Consider the following 22910-nt stretch of genomic DNA (forward strand, 5'->3'; position numbering starts at 1 on the left):
CTGCCTTCTCTCTGCTTGCTTTTCCTGGCCCAGACGGACGCAGGGTCATGGCTGACAGATTAGAAAGGCTGGCTTAAACCAGTCTTAAGACGGCACCACAGAAACCTTAAGAGCGCCTTAAGGTTTCTGTGCCTGCACGGTTAAGGCTCACTTAAGAAAGGAGGGGTAGATTGCGGCCAACCTCGGGGCTATCCCGAAAACAATCGACACAGACGCAAACACCTATGCCCAAAGCTCGCCATTTTTTTCAACGCCGACTTGCCCGTTTTCTTGCAGCCGGCGGACTGGCCACGCTGTTGCATTGGCTGATGATGGGCCTGCTGGTTCAGGCCGGGCTTGACCCCAGGCTAGCAACAGCAACCGGAGCCACGGCCGGACTGGTTTTCAACTACGTGGCCCAGCATCAGTACGCGTTTACCTCGAACCTGCCGCACCGAGTCGCGATGCCGCGATACCTGGCGGCAGCCAGTCTGGGCTGGACCCTGAACCTTTTCAGCTTCTCCGTTCTCAGCCTGGCTGGCCTCAAAGTCCTGTCAGCACAGTTCCTGGCCACGGCACTCGTCACGGTTGCCAATTACTTCTTTGCCAAGAGGTTTGTTTTCCATGAAAAAACAACGCTCAAGCTCCCCTGAACCTATGCTGAGCATAGTTATTCCGGTCCACAACGAGGCTGAAGTGCTCCCGGCCCTGCTGGCTCGACTCTGGACAACCGGGCAAAAGCTCGACGGCAGCTTTGAGCTGCTGTTTGTCGACGACGGCAGTCGGGATGATTCGGTCGCCATTCTGATGGCCGCCAGGCAACGGCAGCCAGAAATCCGTGTCTTGCAGTTGTCCCGAAACTTCGGCAAGGAGGCGGCAGTCTCGGCCGGCCTGGAGCACGCCCGCGGCGAGGCCGTGGTGCTTATGGATGCAGACCTTCAGGATCCCCCCGAACTGATTCCCGACATGCTTGCCGAATGGCGCAAAGGGGCCGATGTCGTGCTGATGAAACGCCGATCCCGGGCCGGCGAAAGCTGGCTTAAACGCATCACGGCCAGCCTTTTCTATCGTCTGATCAATCGGATCAGCGATTCTCCGATCCCGGTGGATACCGGCGACTTCCGGCTGATGAGCCGGCGCACAGTCGAGGCCTTGAAACAGCTCCCGGAACGCAACCGCTACCTCAAGGGCATGTTTGCCTGGGTGGGTATGCCCACGGTGACCCTGGAATTCGACCGCGACCCCAGAACCGCAGGCACCACCAAGTGGAACTACCTGAAACTCGTGCACCTGGCCATGGAAGGCATCACCTCCTTTTCGACCCGACCGCTGCGACTGGCCCTTGTGCTGGGCCTGCTGGCGGCGGGCGCCGGAGGAGCGGTGGGTCTGTGGGAGGTAATCCGGGCACTGGTCTTCGGCATTTCAACACCGGGGTATGCCTCCCTGATCGCCATGGTCACCTTCCTGTCCGGCGTCCAGCTTCTGTGTGTCGGCTTGCTGGGGGAATACATCGGGCGCATCTATATGGAAACCAAGCAACGCCCGGTCTTTATCGTGGCGGAAGACAGCCATGAAGCCATGGCTTACGCACAACCCCTGCTGAGAGTGGCCGGACATGACCAGAATCAGTAACACCTTGCTCTGGCTGCTGGTCTCGGTGCTTGCCGCCAGGCTCGGCCTGTCTGCCTTGTTGCCGTTCGCAGACACCACCGAACCCCGCTACGCAGAGATGGCGCGGATCATGGCGGAAACCGGCGACTGGATAACCCCCTGGTTCGATATTGGTGTGCCTTTCTGGGGCAAGCCGCCCCTGTCGTTCTGGACTCAGGCGCTGTCGTTCAAGCTGTTTGGCGTCAACGAATTCGCCGGCCGACTGCCGTCGTGGCTGGCCAACGTCGGCATCGTCTGGCTGGTATACAGCCTGCGGCGCTACCTGCATCCCGACCCGCTCGGCCACGGAGCCAAAACGCAAGGGCTCTGGGCTGCGTTGATCTACGCCACCACCGCACTGGGATTTCTGTCTGCCGGCACGGTAATGACGGATTCGTTCCTGGCGCTTGGCACCAGCCTGACACTGGTGAGCCTGGTCATTCGCCTGCAAGGGGGCCCGCCGCTCTGGAGCTGGCTGTTCTTCATCGGCCTGGCTATTGGTCTGCTGGCCAAGGGCCCGCTGGTTCTGGTGCTGGCTGGCCTGCCGGTGTTCCTCTGGGCGCTCGCCTTCAACCGCTGGCAGCCCCTCTGGCACAGCCTGCCCTGGGTGCGCGGCCTGGCCCTGACCCTGCTGATTTCAGCCCCCTGGTATGTTCTGGCGGAGCTGAAGACACCTGGCTTCCTCGATTACTTCATTGTCGGCGAGCACATCAAGCGTTTTGTGGTCAGCGGCTGGCAGGGTGATCTGTACGGCAGCGCCCACGATTTCCCCCGGGGCACGATCTGGCTCTATCTGGTGCTTGCCAGCATGCCTTGGGGGCTGGCTGCGATGGCCGGGATGGTCCGCCACCACTGGCGCGGTGTTCACAAACTGCAGCATTGGCTTAGTGGCGAACACAACGTCAGCACCCTGGTGGTGCTGGCGGCGTTAGCTCCGGCCCTATTCTTTACCCTGGCTGGCAACATACTCTGGACCTATGTGCTGCCGGGGCTGCCCTTTGTGGCCGTGCTTGCCTCGGGATTACTGACACCAGACACCGGCCAGCGCCTGCCGCACCCCACGGTAGCGGCCAGCCTGCTCATCCCCGTGCTCGGCACCCTGGCCAGCGGCTGGGTCTACCTGTATCCGGAGCAACTGAAAACGGAACGGGAGCTGGTGATGACCGCCAGCCAGCTGGCCGGGCGTTCATCGGCCAGGCTTGTGTACACCGGCGAACCGCCATTTTCGGCCAGGTTTTACAGCGCAGGCAGAGCCGATAGCATTGACGTGGAAAGTCTTCGTCTTCAGCTCGCGAATGGAACTCTGCGGCGACCTTTGGCGGTGGCCGTGGGAAAAAACCAGCATGACTTACTTGGCCAGTTGCAGCAGATTACCGATCCGGTCGACGAAAACCGGCGTTACAAGCTGTTCCTGCTGGAACCGATGACCAACAATACGGCTGGGAACAGTTATTCGGACCGCAAATTGCCCGCATTCCATTACACTGAAAAACACCAGCAACCTTTGAGCTAAAAACCAACCGGATGGCGTAGCCAAATGCGCATACTTCTGACCGAAGACGATCACCCACTGGCCAACACCATGCTGAGCATGCTGCGGGACGACCAGAATACCGTAGATTGGGTCGATGATGGCCAACAGGCTCTGAACGCCTTACTGAACGAGAGCTTTGACCTGGCCATTCTTGACTTGACGTTACCCCGTGTCGATGGCCTGGACATTGTCCGCCAGGTGAGGGAGCAGGGCGTAGAGTTGCCCATCATCATCCTGACTGCGCGGAGCGAACTGACCGAAAAACTACAGGGACTGGATGCAGGGGCAGACGATTACCTGACCAAGCCCTTTGCCATGTCAGAACTGAAAGCCCGGATAAGGGCGGTTACTCGCCGCCGCTCAGGCACACGAGTCTCAGGACTCAAGGTGGGGCGACTCGTGCTTGATCCGGACTCTGCGCAATTGCAGGTAGGCACAGAGACGTTCGTGCTACCCCGTAGCGAACTGCAGATCCTTCACTATCTGATGCGGCACCCTGATCAGGTGGCAACCAGACGACGTTTGGAGGAACAACTTTACGGCTGGGATCAGGGTGCCGAGAGCAACGCCCTGGAAGTTCACGTTCACCATCTGCGCCGGCGACTGGGTAAGCAGGCCATTCGCACTGTGCGCGGCGTTGGCTACATGCTGGACAGCAAAGCAGCCTCGGAAGGCCAAGAAATATGAGCCTGACACGGAAGCTGATTCTGCTAATTACCAGCACTGTTTTTATGATCACTCTGATCGCGGCAGGCTGGGGGTTCTATGTCAGCAATCACCAGTTGGACGAACTGTTCGATGCGGAGCTGGCACAAAGTACCCGGATTGTGCAGGGGCTGGTGGAACATCTCTCGAGCACTCAGTCTATCGAGCAGTTAGCCTTTACGCTGTCGAAAACTCTCGAATTGCCGGACGCATTATTTCAGGGCGATGAAGAAGAGGACGAAATTCTGCCCGACGGTGCCGGGCATAAATACGAACGCAAAATCGCTTTCGAAGTCTGGTCTCCTGATCAACAACCTGTGCTGGACACGCTCCGGGCTAACGATGCCCAGGGCCTTGAGCCAGGATTTGCCTGGCAGGAGGCCGCCGGCTATCAATGGCGAACGTTTACCATGCGAGATACATCGACCGGGTTCTGGATACGTACCGCCCAGCGAGAGGACGTTCGGGATGAACTGAGCCAGGAAATTGCACTGGGCAACGTACTGCCCTTTCTGTTGGCGTTACCTTTACTGGCCATAGCCGTACTGGCATCAATTCAGGTGAGTTTCAAGCCTTTGAGAAAGCTCGAAAAACCGGTTCGGAACATGGCACCGGAGAACATCCATCCCCTCGACGATCGTCAGGCTCCGAAAGAAGTAGCTGGATTGGTGCACGCAGTCAACGGCCTGTTGAGACGACTGAATCAGGCTCTGGAACGTGAACGCCGCTTCTCCGCTGATGCGGCACATGAGCTGCGAACCCCATTGGCCGCGCTGCGCCTGAATCTGGAGAAAGTTTACGGTGACAACCCCGAACAATATGGAGACCTTATCCAGGCCGTAGACCGAATGGTTCATCTGGTCGAACAAATGCTGTTACTGAGTCGGGTGGACTCCGGCGCTCAGTTTCCGCCGGAGCATCACAATCTTTCCGCCATTCTGGAACAAAGCATCGCAGATGTTGCACCGCTGGCGCTAAAGAAAAACATAGAGCCGGTGCTCCAGGACGAAACAGGTCAGTCCCTGATTAGCTGCCATCGTGCCCTGATTAACACCCTCATGCGCTCCTTGCTGGCCAACGCCATCCAATACAGTCCGCCTCATACCATAATCACCACCAATCTCGTTCCCGCAGGTGAAGGCTACGCCATTTCGGTTTGTGACCAGGGTCCTGGAATTCCCGCGGAGGAGCGTGAACGCGCACTCAGCCGGTTTGTGCGACTGGATCAACGTAAAGGAGGAGGCGCAGGGCTAGGGCTGGCGATTGCTCGGCGTATTGCAGAGCTCCATGGTGGCCATCTAATCCTGGCAGACAGAGCAGACGGTCAATCCGGGCTTTGTGTGCAAGTATGGCTGCCAGCACGATGCCCGGCGCTCACTAAACGCTCTTAAGATTCGGTTAAGCTTTAAGGCAGATAATTCTTCAAGGCATAAACCGCACAGCAACGTGGTTTGGTTAACATCTTGGAGAATATCTCAATGTCTCAGCACAGCACTCTGTCACTGGTCATTCCTGCAAAAAACGAGCAGGAAAACATCGCGAAGCTGCTGACCGAGGCCTTCAACGTTATGAGGGATTACCCGGGCTTTGAAGTCGTGCTCGTGGACGATGGCAGTTCCGACCAGACGTTGGCAACAGCTCGTCGTTCGGCCGAGGCGTTGGGGGGCCGGCTATTAGCGGTTCGACATGAACAGAGCATCGGTCAGAGTGGGGCACTGGCGACGGGTATCCGTCGCGCCACAGGCCAACTGATTGTGACAATGGACGGGGATGGTCAAAACGACCCCGCAGATATTCCAGCGCTGTTGCAACAAGCGAACAGACTCCACAATCCCGACTTTTGTATTGCGGGCTATCGCAGGAACCGCAAGGATACGGCATGGAAACGCTTCCAATCACGCCTGGCTAACCGTATTCGTAATGCATTTCTACATGATGGAGTTCCCGATACAGGCTGTGGACTGAAGCTGTTTCCCCGATCGACCTTTCTCAAACTGCCGTGGTTCGATCACGCCCATAGGTTCATTCCCGCGCTGGTGAAAGGCGCGGGAGGCGAAATCGCCATTGTCGAGGTCAATCATCGCCCAAGAATGGCCGGGATTTCCAAATACAATGCCTGGAACCGTGCATGGGCCGGAATCGTCGATATGATCGGCGTTATGTGGTTACTTCACCGCACACGAGTTCCTCAAATTGCAAACCTAGAGGATCCGAACAACAGTCGACCGGCAACGGAACGGGCTTGATATGGCTTCGGGACTGCGCTGGCTATCTTTCGCCATCCTGGTATTAACAGGCTATCTGACCATGAGCGGGGACTGGTTCGGTTTTCTGACCGATCAGGAGCGCGTGGCAGATTTCCTGAACAGTAATGGGCTGGCAGGACTTTCAGCCATTACGCTGCTCGGTGCACTTTTCACTGGATTCGGAGCCCCCAGACAGGTCCTCGCTTTCGTTCTGGGATTTGCCGCAGGCAGCATTCAGGGTGCGATCCTATCGACTATCGCTACAGCCATTGGCGCGACAGGCTGCTTTTTTGTCGCACGCTGGCTTTTGCGAACATCACTCCTGAACCGTTTTTCAGATCGCATGCAACGTTTTGACCTGCTGTTCACGGAAGGCACTCTGCTCAAAATACTCATGATCAGGCTGTTGCCGGTAGGCAGCAATCTTGTCACCAATCTCCTCGCCGGGTGTTCCGGGATACGATTCGTCCCATTTTTGTTGGGCAGCGTTCTTGGCTACCTGCCCCAGATGGTGATCTTTGCAATGGCCGGCGCAGGGATTGGCCAGGCCCGTCTCGATCAGCTTGTGGTAAGCGCGGTTCTGTTCGCGCTGGCAAGTGCCATTGGCGCTTACCTGTATCACAACCAGCGCAATCAGACCCTTGCTGATTCCGTATCTGACCCCTCCTGAGTTGCGATTATGACACTCGACTTCCGTCTTCGGCGTTTACCCGACACCTTATTCAATCTGCCGTACAACCGATTGTTACTGGTGGTACTGGCCTTCGCGGCACTCATGATTCTGACCGGCATCGGGTTACGCTCTCCGTGGCCCGCCGACGAACCGCGATTCGCCGAAGTCGCCCGGGAAATGGTGGCCTCCGGGCAATGGCTGCTGCCCATGCGGGGCGGCGAACTCTACCCGGACAAACCACCGGTGTTCATGTGGGCCATCGCCTTTTTCTACTGGCTGACCGGCAACCTGAAAATCGCGTTTCTGCTGCCGAACGCCCTGTGCAGTCTGCTGACTCTGGGCCTGGTGTTCGATCTGGGCACACGCTTGTGGAACCAACGCACCGGCGCCATTGCCGCACTGCTGCTGATGGTGGCACCCCAGTTCCTGATTCAGGCCCAGCGAGCCCAGATTGATGCCATGGTGGCCTGCTGGATCATGGTGGCCTGTTACGGTCTGATCCGGCATTTTTTCGTGCAGCCGTCCTGGCGTTGGTATTTCGTGGCCTGGGCCTTTATGGGGCTTGGCATTATTACCAAAGGGGTTGGCTTTCTGCCCGCCTTGCTGTTCATTCCGATACTGGCCCTGAAACTGCAGGACACTTCTCGGTTTCAGGGCACACTCCGCTGGCGCTGCGCCCTCGGGCCCCTGGTCATGCTGGCCGTTGTGGCAGCCTGGCTGGTGCCGATGGTGCTGGCCGTCAGTCACCTGGGCACGGACGAGGCCCTGGCCTATCGCGACAACATTCTGTTCAAACAGACCGGTGAGCGCTATGCCGATTCCTGGGGGCACATTCAGCCCTGGTATTACTACGTCGTCAGCGTGATTCCCTCGCTGTGGTTTCCGCTGCCGCTGCTATTCCTGGCACTGCTGCGGCCCATTCGTGAGATTCTCAAACACAGGCTGGACGTGGTGGTTCTGCTGGCGTGGGTCGTGTTGGTGGTGGCATTTTTCAGCCTGAGCCCGGGTAAACGCGGGGTCTATGTGCTCCCGGCTTTGCCGGCACTGGCCCTGAGCCTGGCCCCGGCATTGAGTGGACAAAACCCGGCACGCTGGTTCGGGGCGGTCATCAGTGTTCTGCATCTGCTGCTTGGTGCAGCCTTGATCATCCTGGGCGTCCTAGCCTGGAATGACCACCCTCGTCTGGTGGAAAAGGTCGCTGACTACACCCAGGATCCGGCTCGACTGCACGAAGCCGGCACCCTGTTGTTCACCCTTGGTTTTATCTGGGTCGCAAGTCTCATGGCGTTCTGGCGCTGTCGGGCACTCGGGCGCTGGTTCATTGCCCTGATGGTGAGTTGGCTGGTGTTCACAACCTGGGGTTATCGGATTCTCGAGCCATTGCGCACACCCAGAAATGTGCTCGCCGCAGCCGAGCAGTTCGTGCCTGCCGGCGGGCAGATTGGCATGATTGATTTCCGTGAACAGTTTATTCTTTTCTCGAAGCGGGATTTCACTCATTTCAGCTTCTTCAGTTCACTGGAACAGGAAGATCGTAATGCATGGGTCTGGATGAAGAAGACGCCAGACAGTTACCTCATTGTGGCCGATCGGCATGCTCTGTCGTGCTTCACCACTGACGGCGCAAAATCAATTGGCACCGCTCACCGGGATACCTACGTGCTGCTGAGCGACCAGGACATGACTGACAGCTGTGAACCACCGGACAAGGTGACACGCTTTACCACCGAAAACCCCGGGAAGTGGTTGGACTGATGCAACCCTGAGAACACCGCAAATTTTGTTGGTCTCACGTACAATGGGCGCTTTTGAATTCTCAAGGAGGCGCCCTTGCTCCCTCGCTCGCAGATTGCACAAGAATGGCAGGCCTTCTGGCTGGCCCTGGGCTTCCTGACTCGTATCCCAATGCTCGTTCGGATTGATTACTCCCAGCGCCTGATGAACCAGAGCAGCGTTTATTTTCCCCTGGTGGGCCTTCTGCTCGGCCTTGGCTATTGCGCCGCCTACTTTCTGTTCTCATTGGTGGCCAGCCCGCTGGCGGCCATTATCCTGGTAGTTATTCTGCACCTGTTTATCACCGGGGCCTTCCACGAAGATGGCCTGGCCGACAGTGTTGATGCTCTCGGCGGCGGCTATACCGTTGAAAAACGACTGGAGATCATGAAAGACAGCCGGATCGGAACCTATGGCACAGTGGCACTGGTGATGGCCTTGCTGCTGAAAGTAGCTCTGCTGGCTGAGGCTGAATTGATCTGGCTTGCGTTGCTGGTGGCACCTGCGGTTTCCCGGCTGACACCACTGATATTGATGGCCTGCCTGCCGTACGTCACTGACCCCGATAAGAGTAAATCCAAGCCGGTGGCAGACGGTTTCTCCCGCAGCCGTTTGCTGGCGGCCGCGGGGTTTGTATTGTTGCTGGCAGCCGGATTATCACTCTGGCAGCCGTTACTGATTCCCGCAGCCATAACGGCCGTCCTGCTGGTTGCTGTGTTCTGGGGCAGCTATCTTCGTAGCCAGCTCGGTGGTTACACCGGCGACACCCTGGGCGCAGCTGTCGTGTTCAGTGAACTGGCGCTGTTGCTGTTTCTCTAACGCTCGGGAAATCGTCAGTTATCCACCGTGAAGGACACTATCCGGGACAGGTGGCTGATGGGCATTTCCGTCTCTTCGTGCCAACGGTTGAACGCCTCCTGGGCCTGGCTCATGCCTTTCTTGCTGGCCGGTGAGGCATCCAGAATTCCGGCCCGGGTCAGGGCGGTAACCACATCGTGGGACAGGATAAAGCCATCCCAACCCACCCGGCGCAGGAAGTACTGGGCTGAGTTCCCGCCCAGACGCTCACCGTTACGCTTCAGGTAGAGCAGCAGCCCCACCTGATCGGTCGACGGCCACTGGGCCAGAAACTGACCAAAGCTGCCATGGTCTTTCGCCACATCCATGATCATCCGGGCATTTTCCGGCACGGTCCGGATCTTCTGCATGTTGCGAACGATACGCTCGTCTGTAGCCAGCTGCTCGAGCACTTCTGGCGGCACCTGCTGCCAGTAGGCGGGCACAAACCCTTCGAAGGCCGCCTCAAAATCCGGCCACTTGTTCTCGATTACCCGCCAGACGAAACCAGCCTTGAAAATGCATCGGGTGATCTCGGACAGGTAACGGTCGTCGCCGATCTCCGCCAGACGATGCTTTTCGGTGACCGGAGGCAACAGAGATTTCAGGGCCTGCTCGCCACCCTTCCGGGCCAAGGCCTGCTGGTAAAACACAGAAAACTTCATCTCACCCCCTGAACAGAAGTCCCAAATCGGGTCGGATCGTACCCAATTCGGGACCTATGAGGAAAACGATAATAGCTTTTTATGGTACCCGGCGCTCGAAGATGGCCCGGTACAGGCCTTCGCGCTGGGCCTCGGTGAAGGGATCATTCGGGTTACTCACAACTGTAACAGCCTCCTTAACCGCTCTTTGTCCAGGCACTGATCCACCTGATCGGCCAGGCGATCAAGCTGCTGCAGACGGTGACGCTGGTAGTCCACCGACTGCTCGCCCTGTGTTTTAAGGCCTGCCCAGGCCAGAATGGCCTTGCAGGCGGTTGGCTCGTCGAAGACGCCGTGGATATAGGTACCCGCCACCTGGCCATCCGCACTGACGGCGCCATCCGGCCGGCCTTCCAGCTCTGCAAATGGGCGCACCAGCGCGGCGCCTTCGGTGACACCGTTGTGCATTTCATAGCCTTTCAGAGCGCCTGTCGCCGCCGTGCTGGCAACATGAGAGGTCAGCCCGCCATTTACCATTCGGAGCTGCTTGCCCGGCACCATGCGGGTAACCATTTCGAACAGGGCCAGGCCCTCGGTAGTGCCGGCTTCACCCTCCAGGCCTTCCGGGTCTTCAACTCGCTGTCCCAGCATCTGAAAACCGCCACAAATACCCAGCAGTTTGCCGCCATAGCGCAGGTGTTTCTGGATGGCCTCCGGCCAGCCTTGTTGCTTCAGCCACTGCAGGTCGTGCCGGGTGCTTTTGCTGCCGGGCAAGATAATCAGATCCGCTGGCGGAATGGGTTCATCCGTCCCCACGAACACCAGGTCAACGCCCGGGTGGAGTCGCAACGGATCAAAATCGTTGTGGTTGCTGATCCGAGGCAATACCGGCACCACCACTTTCAGGGCGCCGGCCTCACTGGTGCCGGCGGCACTGACGCTGTCTTCTGAGTCGATCACCAACCCGTGCAGGTATGGCAAAACCCCTAACACCGGCTTGCCCGTGTGTTCCGTCAGCCAGTCCAGCCCGGGCTCCAACAGCGCAATATCGCCCCGGAACCGGTTGATGACAAAACCCGCCGTCCTGTCCCGCTCACTGTCGGAAATCAACGCCAGCGTACCCACCAGCTGGGCAAAAACCCCGCCCTTGTCGATATCCCCTACCAGCAACACCGGGCAATCGGCGGCTTCGGCAAAACCCATGTTGGCAATGTCGTTGGCCCGCAGATTGATTTCCGCGGGGCTGCCGGCGCCTTCGGCGATGACCACATCGTAGCGGGCACTCAGTGCCTGCCAGCTCGCCATCACCGAATTCATCGCCTCAGCTTTGTAGGCGTGGTAATCCAGGGCATCCATATTGCCATGGACCTTGCCCCGCAAGATCACCTGGGCCCCGCAATCGCTCTGGGGCTTCAGCAACACCGGGTTCATGTCACTGTGGGGCTCCAGACCACAGGCCAGTGCCTGCAACGCCGTGGAGCGGCCAATTTCGCCACCATCCACGGTGACCGCACTGTTCAGGGCCATGTTCTGGGGTTTGAAGGGCGCCACCGCCACGCCCTGGCGCGCCAGCCAACGGCACAGGGCCGCCACCACCGTAGTCTTGCCGGCATCCGAGGTGGTGCCCTGCACCATCAGGGTGGGCATTTACAGCTCCACGCCCTTCTGGGCCTTGATACCCTGATCCTTGAAGGCGTGCTTGACCACACCCATCTCGGTGACCGTATCAGCCAGATCAATCAGTTCCTGCGGAGCCCCGCGCCCGGTGACCACCACATGCTGCATTTCGGGACGGGCCTGCAGGTCGTCCAGCACCCGGTCCAGATCGATGTAGTCGTACTTCAGCGCGATATTCAGTTCGTCCAGCAGAATCAGGTCATAGCTGTCGTCTTTGAGCATGTCAGCTGCGACTTCCCAGGCATCGGTTGCGCTCTTCACATCCTGTTCCCGGTTCTGGGTGTCCCAGGTGTAGCCCTGTCCCATCACGTGGTAGGTGACGTTCGGCAGTCCCCGGAAGAAGGCTTCCTCGCCGGTGCTGAAAGCGCCCTTGATAAACTGGACGATGCCCACTTTCATTCCATGGCCCAGGGCCCGGGCGACCATGCCGAAGCCGGAACTGCTTTTGCCTTTGCCAGGGCCGGTGAGCACCAGCAACACGCCCTGTTCTTTCTGGGCACTGGCAATGCGCTCTTGCATGATTTTCTGTTTGGCGGCCATGCGCCTGGCATGGCGTTCGGGGTCTTTGGCGCGCTCTTTCACAGGATCTCCTTCAGTCGTTCGCCGGAGCAAACAGGCGAATGTCATCTTTATTCAGCTCAATCAGTTTCTGGTCATAAAGGCCTTCCAGTGCGTCGCGCACCAGCATCAGCTCTGTCGGCCCCCAACAGGCTTGGCCGTCCGGGTACAGCAATAAAACATGAGTGCACCATCGAGCGGCCAGATTCAGGTCGTGCAGGCACATGAAGATGCTCTTGTCGCGCTGGGCACAGACACTCAATAGCCGCATCACCTGGACCTGATGATGCAAATCCAGATGGTTGGTCGGTTCATCAAGCAGCCATACAGCAGGATCCTGAGTCATCAATGTGGCGATCGCAACGCGCTGTCGTTCACCGCCGGACAAGGTATTCAGCAAACGCTCCCCAAGCTCACCAACGTCCAGGGCGTCAAGCGCGGCTTCTGCCCGACGGATATCCTCGGCCTGTTCACTTTGCCAAACTGACAACCAAGGATGGCGACCAATCAATGCGGTTTCGAGTACCGTGGCAGGAAAGCTGTCTTGTCGCTCCTGAAATACCAACCCCAGCTTCCGGGCCAGTTCACGCCGGGGTATGGCAGCCAACTCAACATCATCAAGCCATACTTCGCCACACCGGGGTGCTTTCAGTCCTGCCAGGGTATGCAATAACGTGGTTTTCCCCGCTCCGTTCGGCCCCAGAACCCCCCAGATCTGTCCAGGAGCCACGTCCAGGTTCAGCTTCGCACCGTTCGAGCGCCCGGGAATATCGATGATCAGCTCGCGAGCAGAGAGAATCGTCATCATCGGCTCCGATGAAGCAGATAAAGGAAAGTGGGTACGCCTAGCAAGGCGGTAATCACACCCACCGGTAGTTGCTCGGGTGCAATCACAGTCCGGGCCAGAGTATCAGCCAGAACCAGCAAGGTGCCGCCTGCCAGAGCACTGGCCGGCAAGATAACCCGCTGATCATTCCCCAGCACGAGACGCAGCATATGGGGCACAATCAGGCCAACAAACCCGATGCTGCCCACCGAGGTGACCGCCGTTGCGGTCAGCAGGCTGGCCAACAGGTAGATACTCCATTCCAAAGGGCGAACAGACACCCCCAGAGCCGCAGCCTGCAATGGTCCCCTCGCCAGTACATTCAAGCTACGAGCCAGTGGCAGCAAGGCAATAACCGCAAGCATCAGCACCACGATGGAGGGCCAGGGCAGACGTGCATAAGACACATCGCCCATCAGCCAGTACAGCATACCCGGCAACTGATGAGCGGGGGTGATGGCAAGCATCAGGGTAATGGCCGCTCCCCAACCAGCGGCGGTCACCACCCCGGTAAGCAGCAATCGCGATGGGGTCCAGCTGCCGGTACCGTGGGCCAGCCCAAACACCAGCAAAGTCGCAAACAGGGCGCCAGCAAAGGCGGCGCCAGACACCAAAACCATGCCAGCCCCCGCAAGCATGGCCAGCAGCGCACCGGTGGCAGCACCACCGGACAGCCCCAGAACATAGGGATCGGCCAGCGGATTTCGCAACAATACCTGCATCAATGCCCCGGCGATCGCCAGCAAACCACCAGCAGCAAACGCCGAGAGCGTCCTGGGTAAACGAAGATCAATCAGAAGGGTTCGATCCAGCGTATCACCCTGCCCGAGAACAACCTGCCACAGATCACCGGGCGGGATAGTTACACTGCCGACGGCGAGGGAAAGCGCACAAGCCAGTGCCGCAATAACCGTCAGTATTGTCAGCGCTCGCATCATTCCCGGTCCCTCAAGCGGATCCTTGTGTTATTACAACCGAGCACGCGCCATATCCAGTTTCTCGCAAACCGTGCGCGCTCCATCCAGCAAACGCGGCGTGGGGCGTGAAATGGGCGAGGCCGGAATGATAAACAAATTATCCGCCGCTACCGCCGCCATCGCGCCAAACTCCCTCCAGCGCTCAAGGCTTGTATAACTGTTGCCGTCTTCATCGGTGCCGCCCGACAGGATGGCTTCGGGGTCACCGGCCAGAACATCTTCCGGCCCGATACGCGGCACCAGGCGAGCCATCTCGCCAAAAATATTCTGGCCACCGCACAAAGAAATCACCTTTCCGATCAGATGCTCATCATTGATCGTCATCAAAGGCTGATCCCACACTTGATAAAACACACGAACGGGTTCACGCCCCCGATATTGCTTGGCCAATGCGGCAATTCCCTGTCGAAACCGGGCCGCCTCAGCATAACCCTCAGACTCTGTACCCGCGAGCAACGCCAGCCTCTCCAGCACCGAGGACACACCTTCAAACGTTCGTGGCTCAATCGCAAAAGTGGCCATGCCAAGCTGATTGAGCATAGCGACCTGCTCAACCGGATTACCAGACACCCAGGTAACCACCAGATCCGGCTTAAGAGCGACCAATGCCTCCAGGTCAATCCGGGTATGGCTCCCGACATTGGGCAACATTTCAGCCTCCGGGGGATAATCGCTGTAATCAACAACAGCGATAACCTGCTCACCAGCACCGGCGGCAAACGCCAGCTCCGTCGCCCCGGGGGATAGTGTCACGATGCGCTGGGCAGGCCCGGGCAAACAAAGCTCCACTCCGTTATCGTCCGTGGCACAGACATCAGCCACCACATGGCTGGAGAGCATCAGGAAAAGCACGAAAACCCGAATGACTATCATGAGACCTCCTGAGCGTTGGCTAACTCTGAACTATTTGTCATTTATTGACGACCTCTTGGCCACACCGTAAACTCTCACTCAAATTTTTTATCCGTAGCAGGTGCCCACCTCAAGCGCGACAACTGTTCGACTGAGCGATGGGTGAAACTGGGAAGTTCGGTGAAATTCCGACGCTGCCCCCGCAACGGTATGCGGTACGAGAGGAATGGCCCTGAGCCAGCCACTGCAGCAAAACGCTGTGGGAAGGCATCCTACTCTGGCGATAACGCCAACCGCAAGCCCGGAGACCGGCCTGCTACCGGCTATCAGTGTTTTGACGGAGGGTCAGAGCACGGAGCAGGCGCATGCGCCTCTTCTCTTTTGGTAGCTGTTCAGGCAACCAGAAACATCACCAATGCTGGTTGCAGACTCTGAGAAACGCAGCCGGTACCCAGTTCTACGATGAAGAAAGTCGTTATCCTCGGTTTTACGTTGATGGCCACAAGTGCCGTTGCGGAAGAGACTCTTCCCTTCATAGTCGTGGAAAGCTCTCCCATCAACGCCGCCAGCGATATAGATCCAAGCCAGGCCACAGGCCCCGTGCGCGTTCTGGATCGGTCCAGCATCGAAAACCGGACCGCTTCAGTCGCTGACGTTATTAGCGATCAGGCCGGCGTCCAGATCCGACAAAGCGGCGGACTGGGAAGCGCCTCGTCAGTGTCCATTCGAGGATCGACCTCGCGGCAGGTACAGGTTGTTCTGGACGGTATGCTACTGAACGATCCGGTCACCGGCGGTGTTGACCTCGGCAAACTGTCGTTAACTGATGTCAGCCGTATTCAGGTGTACCCCAGTGGAGCCCCAGCACAGCTGCCTCAGGCGGGCATCGGTGGTGTGGTGGTTCTGGAAAGCCTTGGCAAAGACATCGAGGATGCCACCAGCATCAATGTCGGCGCTGGTTCCTTTGATACTTACCGAACCGGCCTCTTCAACAGCGGCAGCCACGACGATTTTTACTATTGGGTGTCGCTTGATCGACAAACCAGCAATAACGACTTTGAATACCCCAACCTCAGTGACTGGTTCAATCCGAATGATGGTGATAACACCAAGCGGCGCAATGCGGATTATCAACAGGATGCTGTCAGCACGAAACTTGGCTGGGAGATCAGCCGGACAGCCCAGGTCGACGCTCTGTTCCAATACACCCATTATGAGCAGGGTGTGCCAACCATCCAGAACTGGCGGGACAACGATGCGTCTCTGGCGAACGAAACTTTTCGCCTACAACTTCAGGGTCAGGAACGTGGATGGTTACAGGGCAAGCTGCACTCCAGCCATCGCCTGATTGTCGGCGATATCACCGAACACTACGACAATACCAGCGGTCGGGTAGGTCTCGGAGTCTCCGATGTAAAAACCGACACACAACAGCTTGGGCTGGTGAATACCCTATCCGCTTTACTCGGCAACCACACCATCACGCTGAGCGTTGATACCACCCGCTATGACTACCAGCAAGACGACAGACAAGACCCAGATCCTCGGGATGAGCGGGAACGCTTCCAGGCTACCGGGTCACTCTCACACGCCTGGCAGAGTCGCGATAACCGCTGGAAAACCCAGGCCGCCATTCGTCAGGTACACGTTCGGGATGAATCAGACGAATCACTTGGAGACGGAACCACCCAGGCTACCCGTTCCCGAGACAATTACACCAGTTGGCAGCTCGGCCTGACCCATCTGGTTGATAACAACTGGACACTCTCTGGCAACATTGCAAACAACGTGCGCGTTCCTACCCTTCAAGAGCTATACGGTCAGCAGGGGCTGTTTATCGGCAACCCGGACCTGCAGCCGGAAGAATCGATGAACTACGACCTGACACTGCGCACAGACCAGGGCTGGGGGCATGCCGAAGCCACGGGGTATTTCCGGGTGCTCGACCCTGCGGTGATCGCAACCTACGATGCGCGCGGCGTCGGCCGTTATCGCAACCTGGAAGCCGAGGTTTATGGCGTGGAGCTGGATGCGGTTTTCTCCATCACCCCCGCCTGGTCCCTCTACGGCAATGCCACGGTGCAGGAGTCGGAAAATACCGACAAGTCAGTGCGCACGCGTTTCGAAAAGCGGTTGCCGGGTATTTATCACGAATCGTTTCTTGCCGGTACCCGCTGGCGTTTCAGGCCCTTCCAGATCGACCTGTCCTATCAGGTGGACGATGAACTCTATTATGACTCCGCCAATATCCTGGAAGCTGATGCCAGAGAGACGCTTAACGCAACGGTGCAATGGCAACGGATCTGGCCGGACAAGAGCATGACTGAGGCACGACTGGAAGTTCGCAACATCACCGACGAAATCTATCAGGACTTCAATCGGTTCCCCGGCCCCGGGCGTGGCTGGTTTATCAACATCAAGCATTCCTTCTGACCATTACAAGGGCAATACCATGAACCAAACGGAATTTTTCTCATTGCGCACAAACACCCTTGCAGCGCTCGCACTGACCATCGGTCTGACCGGTTGTGGTGGCGATTCCTCATCTTCAACACAGGACCCTGTGATCACCGAAAACTTCGGGATTATTGCGACCGCAGCGGACGACTACACTTCCGGTGAGGTGGAGCTAGTGGCCATCAAAGAAACGGGCATGCAGGCCTCCGGGGGATACTTCAGCGGGATATCTGACATCACAGTGAATGGCTATGGTCAGCATTACTACCTGATCAGGAAGCTCAACGGCGACCAAGTATTGAAGGTCGACATTGAAAACCCTGGCAAGGAAGTCTGGGAGGCAAGCACACTTGAGAGCGGCGAACAGGGCAGTGCCAACCCGTACCAGATCGTCTTTGCCAATGAAAGCAAAGGGTATCTGCTCCGTTACGGTAAAAACGAGGCATGGGTTGTAAATCCTTCCGCCAACCGGGCTGAGGACTTTTTCACCGGAAAAACCCTGGATCTGAGCGGCTATGTACCCACAGAAGACAGTAAGGACGATGTAGTTCAGATGTCAGCCGGTGCTGTCGTAAACGGCAAACTGTTTATCACCATGCAACGGCTCGATAGCAATTGGAGCCCCACCAATGCCGGATACGTTGCGGTTTTTGATACCACAACAGACACAGAAATCGAGACCAATGCCAGTGCTACCGACACAGTGAAAGGCATTCCTCTCATTGGCAAGAACCCTTCCAACATTCAGCACGTTGAAGGCATCGGGCTGGTCATCACCAACCTGGGAGGCTTTTCCGCGCCCTTTGAGGGCACAAGCCTGGATGTCGTTGACCCTGAAACCTATCAGGTTTCCTCAATGATTCCAGACGCCGACATTGACACTCAGATCAATGATGCCGTTATCATCAGTCAAACTCAGGGTTACATCCTGAACTACGCTGGCTGGCAGGATATCTCCCTGCAATCCTTTAACCCCTCCGAAGGCGCATCGTCCCTGACCACCATCAACAATCTGACCGGCAAGGACTTGCGGGATATTGAACTGAGTCCTGAAGGCCGCCTGTGGTTGGCAGATGCCACTCTGTCGAATCCGGGCGTGCGGGTCATCGACCCTTCCGACAACAGTCAGGCCGATTTCATTGGAACCTCGCTGCTACCCATCGCGATCAGCTTCGGCACGGTGGTCGCCAATCCTTGACCTCGACAGCGGGCGGCTTTAGTGGCCGCCCGCCCAGTGCCCGACCAGGCTCTCTAACGCCTGTTCCAGTCTTTGCCATTCCTGCTCAGTGCCCGGAAGTCCGACTCTGATTGCAAGGGGATTCTCGAACAACCTCACCAGAATACCCTTCTGCGCCAGTTCGCGGTGAAAGTCCTTAGCCCTGGCGTGTCTCAGATAACGGAACAGAATCGTGCCGTCACTGAGACCAAGTCCTAACTCAGACAACAGCTCCCCCAATCGTTGGCTCTGGTGTTCAAGCAGATCCCTTGTCTGCTGCTGCCAGGCTCTATCCTGAAGCATTTCCGCCATCATATAGCGCGCTGGTCCGCTCACGGGCCAGGGGCCCAGCTCAGATCTCAAAGCTCTGCCTGTCTCTGCCTCAGCTATCACAGCGCCTGCACGAAGCCCCGCAAGACCGAAGAACTTGCCCATGGACTTGAGGACGATCAGTCCTTTCAGGGCCCCCGCAGCTATCAGGCTCTGTTGGTCACAAGCCGGCAAAAAGGCCTCATCAACTATTAGCCAACCTTGCCGCGCTCGCAGACGTTCCCGCCAAACCAGCAACTGTTCAACGGGGATCAGCTGCCCGGTCGGATTATTTGGCTGTATCCAGACCACCACATCCACAGAATCCAGCCACGCCAGCTCCGCTTGCATTGTCGCCTGCTCAGGAATCGCCACCACGTCGAAACCCGCTCGCCGCCAGGCATGACCATGCTCACGATAACCGGGCATGGGCACGGCCACCCGACCGAAACCATGCTTACGGGCACGAACCGCTGGCAGGGCCATGATCGCCGCCTGGGAACCCGCTACGGGTAGGCAGCAGGCACGCTCCGGCGCCCCGGCCCAGATACGGATAATCTCTTCCAGCCCATCTTCCGGCTCCGGCAGCCGTTGCCATACCTCCGCCGGAATTGCCGGAACCGGCCAGGGCACAGGATTAATACCGGTGGAGAGATCCAGCCATTGTTCCGGAGGAATGCCCCAGTGCTGAGCCGCTGCCCTCAGGCGACCTCCATGCTCCGGCAAATCAGCACCATCGAACGCTGTCACCCGATACCTCCTGACCAGAACGCATTCAGACTTGCGGCCAAGGCCAACAACACCAACAGCCACAACATCACGCCACGCTGAACCAGGGAAATCGCGCCCTCCACGGTTTGCGCCGTGGCGCCTTGCCCGCTGCCCAGCAGCGGTCGCTGCTTCACGCCACCGGAATAAGGCGCCGGGCCGCCCAGTGTGACACCGAGCGCGCCCGCTCCTGCTGCCATCACCGGGCCGGCGTTCGGACTGTCCCAGGCCCTGGACTGTTCACGCCAGCATTTCACGGCCAGCCGGGTATTGCCCAGCAACGCATAGGTCAAGGCAGTTAGCCGGGCAGGCACCCAGTTCATAGCATCATCGAGCCTGGCGGCGCAGCGCCCGAAATACAGATATCGTGGCGTCCGGTAGCCCCACATGGCATCCAGCGTATTCACCAGCCGGTGCAAAACCAGTCCGGGCAAGCCAGCGACCAGATACCAGAACACGCTTGAAAACACCGCATCCGCACCGTTTTCCAGCATGGATTCCGAGGCCGCGGCGGCAACGCCTTCGTCACTCAACGCTGCAGCATCCCGACTGACAATTCGGCCAACCGCCAGCCGGGCCCTGGCACCATCCCCGCACGCCAACGCAGTCGACACCGCCCGGCCATGTTCCGCCAGCCCCCTTAATGAAATGGCAAGCCAGACACCGGCCACCTGAGTGAGCAGCCACAGCCAGCCCTCCAGCAGGAATTGCAGAAAAATTGCCAGTACGACGGCTGGCATGACCGCTACCAGGGTCGCCAGCACCCCCAGCAAGAGGCTTTGCGCCGGGAAAGTCTGCTGATCATTCAGGCGTTGCTCCAACAGGGATGCCCACCGACCGAAGCCCACCAGCGGGTGCCACCGACGGGGCTCACCCATCAACCAGTCCAACAAAACCGCCGCACCGCACACCAGCACTGCAACCACAAACGTATCCAAAGCCGGTCTCCCTGATTCAATTGCCGGCAAGTCTAACCGACCGGTCACGAAACTTGACAGCCTTGCCTCCCGGTTAGACCATCCTCGGTTTTCCGCCCACAAGGACCCATCGCCATGGCACTGCCCGACAGCTGGCTCACGTCTCCCCCACGGCCCTCGGTTCAGCACACAGCGCTTGCCGCCGAGCGTCAGCAGGTGCTCACAAAGCCACCCGGCTCTCTCGGGCAGCTGGAACAGCTCGCCATCAGTCTGGCGGGCCTGCACGGCACCGACAGACCCAGCGTTGATCCGGTGCGAATGGTGGTGTTTGCCGGCGATCACGGCGTTTGCGCTGAAGGCGTTTCCGCATTTCCTCAGGCTGTCACCGCCCAGATGATCGCCAATTTTGCCAGCGGCGGCGCCGCCATCAGCGTGATGGCCAAGGAACTCGGTGCCAGTCTGGAAGTGGTCAACCTGGGTACCGTTGGTGAAGTACCGGAGTTACCCGGCGTCATAGATCAGATTATCGCGCCTTCCACGGCCAACATGGCAGAATCACCGGCCATGTCCTCGCGCCAGGTTGAATCCGCGCTATCCAGTGGCGACGAAGCCGCCAGGCGTGCCGCAAACGTTGGCTGCCGCCTGTTTATTGGTGGCGACATGGGCATAGGCAACACAACCAGTGCTGCAGCACTGGCCTGTGCCCTGCTGGGGCAGCAGCCCACCACCCTCGTTGGCCCGGGCACAGGGCTGAACTCCGAGGGCGTTGCCCGCAAGGCGAGGGTGGTTGAAAACGCGTTGCAACGGCATGGTCCCGACCGTGATCCGCTGATGGTACTGGCCTCTCTGGGAGGCTTCGAAATAGCCGCACTGACCAGCGCCATCCTGGGCTGCGCCGCGCGCCGGATCCCGGTTCTGGTGGACGGTTTTATTGTCTCAGTCGCTGCACTGGTGGCCGTGCATCAACAACCGGCTGCGCGCGAGTGGCTTCTGTTTGCACATCGGTCAGCCGAACCCGGCCACAGTGCCGTGCTGGAGGCACTTGATGCCTCGCCGCTTCTGGATCTTGGCATGCGCCTGGGCGAAGGCAGTGGCGCCGCCGTTGCCGTTCCCCTGTTACGCGCCGCCTGCGCGCTGCATAACCGGATGGCCAGTTTTACCGACGCTGGCGTCAGTGGCAAAGCGGAAGAATAGCCCTATGACCACCACAGTAATCGACCTGATACGCCACGGCGAACCGGAAGGCGGCCAGATGTTCCGGGGCAGTAAAGACGACCCCTTGAGCGACACCGGGTGGCAACAGATGATAGCTGCCATCGCCGAGGGTGATCAGTGGGACGCCATCGTCAGTTCACCCATGCAACGATGCCAGCGTTTTGCCCAGCAACTGGCCGATGAACACAGAATTCCACTGCATATCGAAGAAGATCTCCGGGAGATCGGCTTTGGTGAGTGGGAAGGGTTGACCGCTGAGCAGATCCAGGAGCGCTATGGGGATCATCTTAACCACTTCTGGCAGGACCCCATCAACTTCCTCCCCCCCGGCGGTGAGGCTGTGACGGATTTCTACCAGCGCACTATTGACGGTTTTGATCGATGGCAGCAAACACTTGCCGGCAAACGGGTCTTGGTGGTCTGCCACGGAGGCGTGATCCGCATGGTGCTGGCCAATGTATTGGGCATTCCGCTGGAGAGATCATTCACCGGCTTTGCCGTGCCTTACGCCTGCCGCAGCCGGATACAGGTGGACCAGTCCGAATTCGGTGTGTTTCGCAGCCTGATCAGCCACCAGCCTTGAGGGTAAGTGGCAAACCCGCCACGGCCATCACCACCTCATCACAACGCTGGGCCAGGGCCTGATTGAGCCAGCCCAGCTCATCCGCAAAGCGACGGGTCAGCGGATCCATGCCGATGGTCCCGAGCCCCACTTCGTTGGTCACAATGACCAGGGAGCCAGGATAGACCTCAACCGCCTCAAGAAAGGCCGCCCGTTCGGTCTGGAACAAGGCGCCGTCGGCAAACAGCAGATTGCTCAGCCACAGGCTCATACAGTCCACCAACAGCAAAGGCGGTTCTCCCGGGCCGCTGGCATACTCTGATAATACCTGACCCAGGCGCAGCGGCTCTTCAGCAAGCTGCCAGTGGTCCGGCCGCAGTTCCTGGTGACGCTGGATACGCAGTGCCATTTCATCATCGCCTGCCGTCGCGGTCGCCACATAAACCACATCGTTACCGGTCGCTTTGGCCCTCTGCTCAGCCAGCCCGGTCTTACCGGAGCGAATCCCGCCGGTTACCAGTAACTTGTTGACCAT

The 22910-nt window shown here is 58.5% G+C and carries 22 protein-coding genes and 1 riboswitch; of the genes, 13 read left to right on the forward strand and 9 right to left on the reverse strand.

Annotated features, from left to right (window positions below):
- Nucleotides 1–224 precede the first annotated feature (224 nt).
- From ARC85_RS00625 to cobS, 9 genes are all read left to right on the forward strand, one after another.
- Nucleotides 225–632 carry a GtrA family protein gene (locus ARC85_RS00625; protein ID WP_286714140.1) on the forward strand — a complete coding sequence of 136 codons (408 nt, stop codon included), beginning with the start codon at nucleotides 225–227 and terminating at the stop codon, nucleotides 630–632.
- The gene (locus ARC85_RS00630; protein WP_058342313.1) at nucleotides 604–1611 is read left to right on the forward strand and encodes a glycosyltransferase family 2 protein; all 1008 of its coding nucleotides are present in this window, start codon (nucleotides 604–606) and stop codon (nucleotides 1609–1611) included. The genes ARC85_RS00625 and ARC85_RS00630 overlap by 29 nt, the downstream gene beginning before the upstream one ends.
- Nucleotides 1595–3142 carry an ArnT family glycosyltransferase gene (locus ARC85_RS00635; protein WP_286714141.1) on the forward strand — a complete coding sequence of 516 codons (1548 nt, stop codon included), beginning with the start codon at nucleotides 1595–1597 and terminating at the stop codon, nucleotides 3140–3142. The genes ARC85_RS00630 and ARC85_RS00635 overlap by 17 nt, the downstream gene beginning before the upstream one ends.
- A gap of 24 nt (nucleotides 3143–3166) precedes the next feature.
- On the forward strand, nucleotides 3167–3850 hold the full coding sequence (locus ARC85_RS00640; protein ID WP_011783840.1) for a response regulator transcription factor: 684 nt from the start codon (nucleotides 3167–3169) through the stop codon (nucleotides 3848–3850).
- Nucleotides 3847–5259 (forward strand): ATP-binding protein, encoded by a 1413-nt coding sequence (locus tag ARC85_RS00645; RefSeq protein WP_286714142.1) that lies wholly within the window; start codon nucleotides 3847–3849, stop codon nucleotides 5257–5259. Before ARC85_RS00640 ends, ARC85_RS00645 begins: the two co-directional genes overlap by 4 nt.
- 87 nt (nucleotides 5260–5346) lie before the next feature.
- Nucleotides 5347–6114, forward strand: coding sequence for a glycosyltransferase family 2 protein (locus tag ARC85_RS00650; RefSeq protein ID WP_286714143.1), 768 nt, complete (start codon nucleotides 5347–5349; stop codon nucleotides 6112–6114).
- 1 nt (nucleotide 6115) lies between these two features.
- Nucleotides 6116–6784, forward strand: a complete 669-nt coding sequence (locus tag ARC85_RS00655; protein ID WP_141066790.1) for a TVP38/TMEM64 family protein — start codon at nucleotides 6116–6118, stop codon at nucleotides 6782–6784.
- Between the two features lie 9 nt (nucleotides 6785–6793).
- Nucleotides 6794–8542, forward strand: coding sequence for an ArnT family glycosyltransferase (locus ARC85_RS00660; RefSeq protein ID WP_011783836.1), 1749 nt, complete (start codon nucleotides 6794–6796; stop codon nucleotides 8540–8542).
- Between the two features lie 75 nt (nucleotides 8543–8617).
- Entirely contained in the window at nucleotides 8618–9379 is a 762-nt protein-coding gene (cobS, locus tag ARC85_RS00665; protein ID WP_011783835.1) for an adenosylcobinamide-GDP ribazoletransferase, read from the forward strand.
- A 14-nt stretch (nucleotides 9380–9393) separates the two neighbouring features.
- Here cobS and ARC85_RS00670 read toward each other — a convergent pair whose 3' ends face one another.
- From ARC85_RS00670 to ARC85_RS00695, 6 genes are all read right to left on the reverse strand, one after another.
- Nucleotides 9394–10062: a DNA-3-methyladenine glycosylase I gene (locus ARC85_RS00670; RefSeq protein ID WP_041654455.1), complete on the reverse strand. Its 669-nt coding sequence runs from the start codon at nucleotides 10060–10062 to the stop codon at nucleotides 9394–9396.
- A gap of 156 nt (nucleotides 10063–10218) precedes the next feature.
- Nucleotides 10219–11688 carry a cobyric acid synthase gene (locus ARC85_RS00675; RefSeq protein WP_286714144.1) on the reverse strand — a complete coding sequence of 490 codons (1470 nt, stop codon included), beginning with the start codon at nucleotides 11686–11688 and terminating at the stop codon, nucleotides 10219–10221.
- Nucleotides 11689–12300, reverse strand: a complete 612-nt coding sequence (gene cobO / locus ARC85_RS00680) for a cob(I)yrinic acid a,c-diamide adenosyltransferase (RefSeq protein ID WP_286714145.1) — start codon at nucleotides 12298–12300, stop codon at nucleotides 11689–11691.
- A gap of 10 nt (nucleotides 12301–12310) precedes the next feature.
- Nucleotides 12311–13081 (reverse strand): ABC transporter ATP-binding protein, encoded by a 771-nt coding sequence (locus ARC85_RS00685; RefSeq protein ID WP_286714146.1) that lies wholly within the window; start codon nucleotides 13079–13081, stop codon nucleotides 12311–12313.
- Nucleotides 13081–14040, reverse strand: a complete 960-nt coding sequence (locus tag ARC85_RS00690) for a FecCD family ABC transporter permease (protein ID WP_094624422.1) — start codon at nucleotides 14038–14040, stop codon at nucleotides 13081–13083. Before ARC85_RS00690 ends, ARC85_RS00685 begins: the two co-directional genes overlap by 1 nt.
- Before the next feature lie 30 nt (nucleotides 14041–14070).
- Nucleotides 14071–14952 (reverse strand): cobalamin-binding protein, encoded by an 882-nt coding sequence (locus tag ARC85_RS00695; RefSeq protein WP_286714147.1) that lies wholly within the window; start codon nucleotides 14950–14952, stop codon nucleotides 14071–14073.
- Between the two features lie 81 nt (nucleotides 14953–15033).
- Nucleotides 15034–15262: riboswitch (cobalamin riboswitch) on the forward strand.
- 131 nt (nucleotides 15263–15393) lie between these two features.
- Between ARC85_RS00695 and ARC85_RS00700 the strand changes: the two genes are divergently transcribed.
- Together ARC85_RS00700 and ARC85_RS00705 are read left to right on the forward strand one after the other, a co-directional pair.
- Complete coding sequence (locus ARC85_RS00700; protein WP_286714148.1) at nucleotides 15394–17364, forward strand: TonB-dependent receptor plug domain-containing protein; 1971 nt, start codon at nucleotides 15394–15396, stop codon at nucleotides 17362–17364.
- Nucleotides 17365–17383: 19 nt separating this feature from the next.
- Nucleotides 17384–18586, forward strand: a complete 1203-nt coding sequence (locus ARC85_RS00705; RefSeq protein ID WP_286714149.1) for a hypothetical protein — start codon at nucleotides 17384–17386, stop codon at nucleotides 18584–18586.
- Between the two features lie 18 nt (nucleotides 18587–18604).
- Here the strand turns inward: ARC85_RS00705 and cobD are convergent, their stop codons facing one another.
- Together cobD and cbiB are read right to left on the reverse strand one after the other, a co-directional pair.
- Nucleotides 18605–19663 carry a threonine-phosphate decarboxylase CobD gene (gene cobD / locus ARC85_RS00710; protein WP_286714150.1) on the reverse strand — a complete coding sequence of 353 codons (1059 nt, stop codon included), beginning with the start codon at nucleotides 19661–19663 and terminating at the stop codon, nucleotides 18605–18607.
- Entirely contained in the window at nucleotides 19660–20619 is a 960-nt protein-coding gene (cbiB, locus tag ARC85_RS00715; RefSeq protein ID WP_286714151.1) for an adenosylcobinamide-phosphate synthase CbiB, read from the reverse strand. Before cbiB ends, cobD begins: the two co-directional genes overlap by 4 nt.
- Before the next feature lie 114 nt (nucleotides 20620–20733).
- Here cbiB and cobT point away from each other — a divergent pair, with 114 nt between their 5' ends.
- Together cobT and ARC85_RS00725 are read left to right on the forward strand one after the other, a co-directional pair.
- Nucleotides 20734–21792, forward strand: coding sequence for a nicotinate-nucleotide--dimethylbenzimidazole phosphoribosyltransferase (gene cobT, locus ARC85_RS00720; protein ID WP_286714152.1), 1059 nt, complete (start codon nucleotides 20734–20736; stop codon nucleotides 21790–21792).
- Between the two features lie 4 nt (nucleotides 21793–21796).
- Complete coding sequence (locus tag ARC85_RS00725; protein WP_041656086.1) at nucleotides 21797–22396, forward strand: histidine phosphatase family protein; 600 nt, start codon at nucleotides 21797–21799, stop codon at nucleotides 22394–22396.
- Here ARC85_RS00725 and cobU read toward each other — a convergent pair.
- Nucleotides 22380–22910, reverse strand: a complete 531-nt coding sequence (cobU, locus tag ARC85_RS00730) for a bifunctional adenosylcobinamide kinase/adenosylcobinamide-phosphate guanylyltransferase (protein ID WP_286714153.1) — start codon at nucleotides 22908–22910, stop codon at nucleotides 22380–22382. The two genes, ARC85_RS00725 and cobU, sit on opposite strands and share 17 nt — an antisense overlap.

The organism is Marinobacter sp. tcs-11, from assembly GCF_002049515.1.
GTDB lineage: Bacteria > Pseudomonadota > Gammaproteobacteria > Pseudomonadales > Oleiphilaceae > Marinobacter > Marinobacter nauticus.

Excerpts from the sequence above, each read along its gene's own strand:
- ARC85_RS00700 (WP_286714148.1), top strand. The coding sequence starts at position 15,394 with ATGAAGAAAGTCGTTATCCTCGGTTTTACGTTGATGGCCACAAGTGCC.
- ARC85_RS00705 (WP_286714149.1), top strand. The coding sequence starts at position 17,384 with ATGAACCAAACGGAATTTTTCTCATTGCGCACAAACACCCTTGCAGCG.
- ARC85_RS00650 (WP_286714143.1), top strand. The coding sequence starts at position 5,347 with ATGTCTCAGCACAGCACTCTGTCACTGGTCATTCCTGCAAAAAACGAG.
- ARC85_RS00635 (WP_286714141.1), top strand. The coding sequence starts at position 1,595 with ATGACCAGAATCAGTAACACCTTGCTCTGGCTGCTGGTCTCGGTGCTT.
- cobU (WP_286714153.1), bottom strand. The coding sequence starts at position 22,910 with ATGGTCAACAAGTTACTGGTAACCGGCGGGATTCGCTCCGGTAAGACC.
- ARC85_RS00695 (WP_286714147.1), bottom strand. The coding sequence starts at position 14,952 with ATGATAGTCATTCGGGTTTTCGTGCTTTTCCTGATGCTCTCCAGCCAT.
- ARC85_RS00655 (WP_141066790.1), top strand. The coding sequence starts at position 6,116 with ATGGCTTCGGGACTGCGCTGGCTATCTTTCGCCATCCTGGTATTAACA.
- ARC85_RS00685 (WP_286714146.1), bottom strand. The coding sequence starts at position 13,081 with ATGACGATTCTCTCTGCTCGCGAGCTGATCATCGATATTCCCGGGCGC.
- ARC85_RS00640 (WP_011783840.1), top strand. The coding sequence starts at position 3,167 with ATGCGCATACTTCTGACCGAAGACGATCACCCACTGGCCAACACCATG.
- ARC85_RS00660 (WP_011783836.1), top strand. The coding sequence starts at position 6,794 with ATGACACTCGACTTCCGTCTTCGGCGTTTACCCGACACCTTATTCAAT.
- cobT (WP_286714152.1), top strand. The coding sequence starts at position 20,734 with ATGGCACTGCCCGACAGCTGGCTCACGTCTCCCCCACGGCCCTCGGTT.
- ARC85_RS00625 (WP_286714140.1), top strand. The coding sequence starts at position 225 with ATGCCCAAAGCTCGCCATTTTTTTCAACGCCGACTTGCCCGTTTTCTT.
- ARC85_RS00675 (WP_286714144.1), bottom strand. The coding sequence starts at position 11,688 with ATGCCCACCCTGATGGTGCAGGGCACCACCTCGGATGCCGGCAAGACT.
- ARC85_RS00630 (WP_058342313.1), top strand. The coding sequence starts at position 604 with ATGAAAAAACAACGCTCAAGCTCCCCTGAACCTATGCTGAGCATAGTT.
- ARC85_RS00690 (WP_094624422.1), bottom strand. The coding sequence starts at position 14,040 with ATGATGCGAGCGCTGACAATACTGACGGTTATTGCGGCACTGGCTTGT.
- ARC85_RS00725 (WP_041656086.1), top strand. The coding sequence starts at position 21,797 with ATGACCACCACAGTAATCGACCTGATACGCCACGGCGAACCGGAAGGC.
- ARC85_RS00670 (WP_041654455.1), bottom strand. The coding sequence starts at position 10,062 with ATGAAGTTTTCTGTGTTTTACCAGCAGGCCTTGGCCCGGAAGGGTGGC.
- ARC85_RS00645 (WP_286714142.1), top strand. The coding sequence starts at position 3,847 with ATGAGCCTGACACGGAAGCTGATTCTGCTAATTACCAGCACTGTTTTT.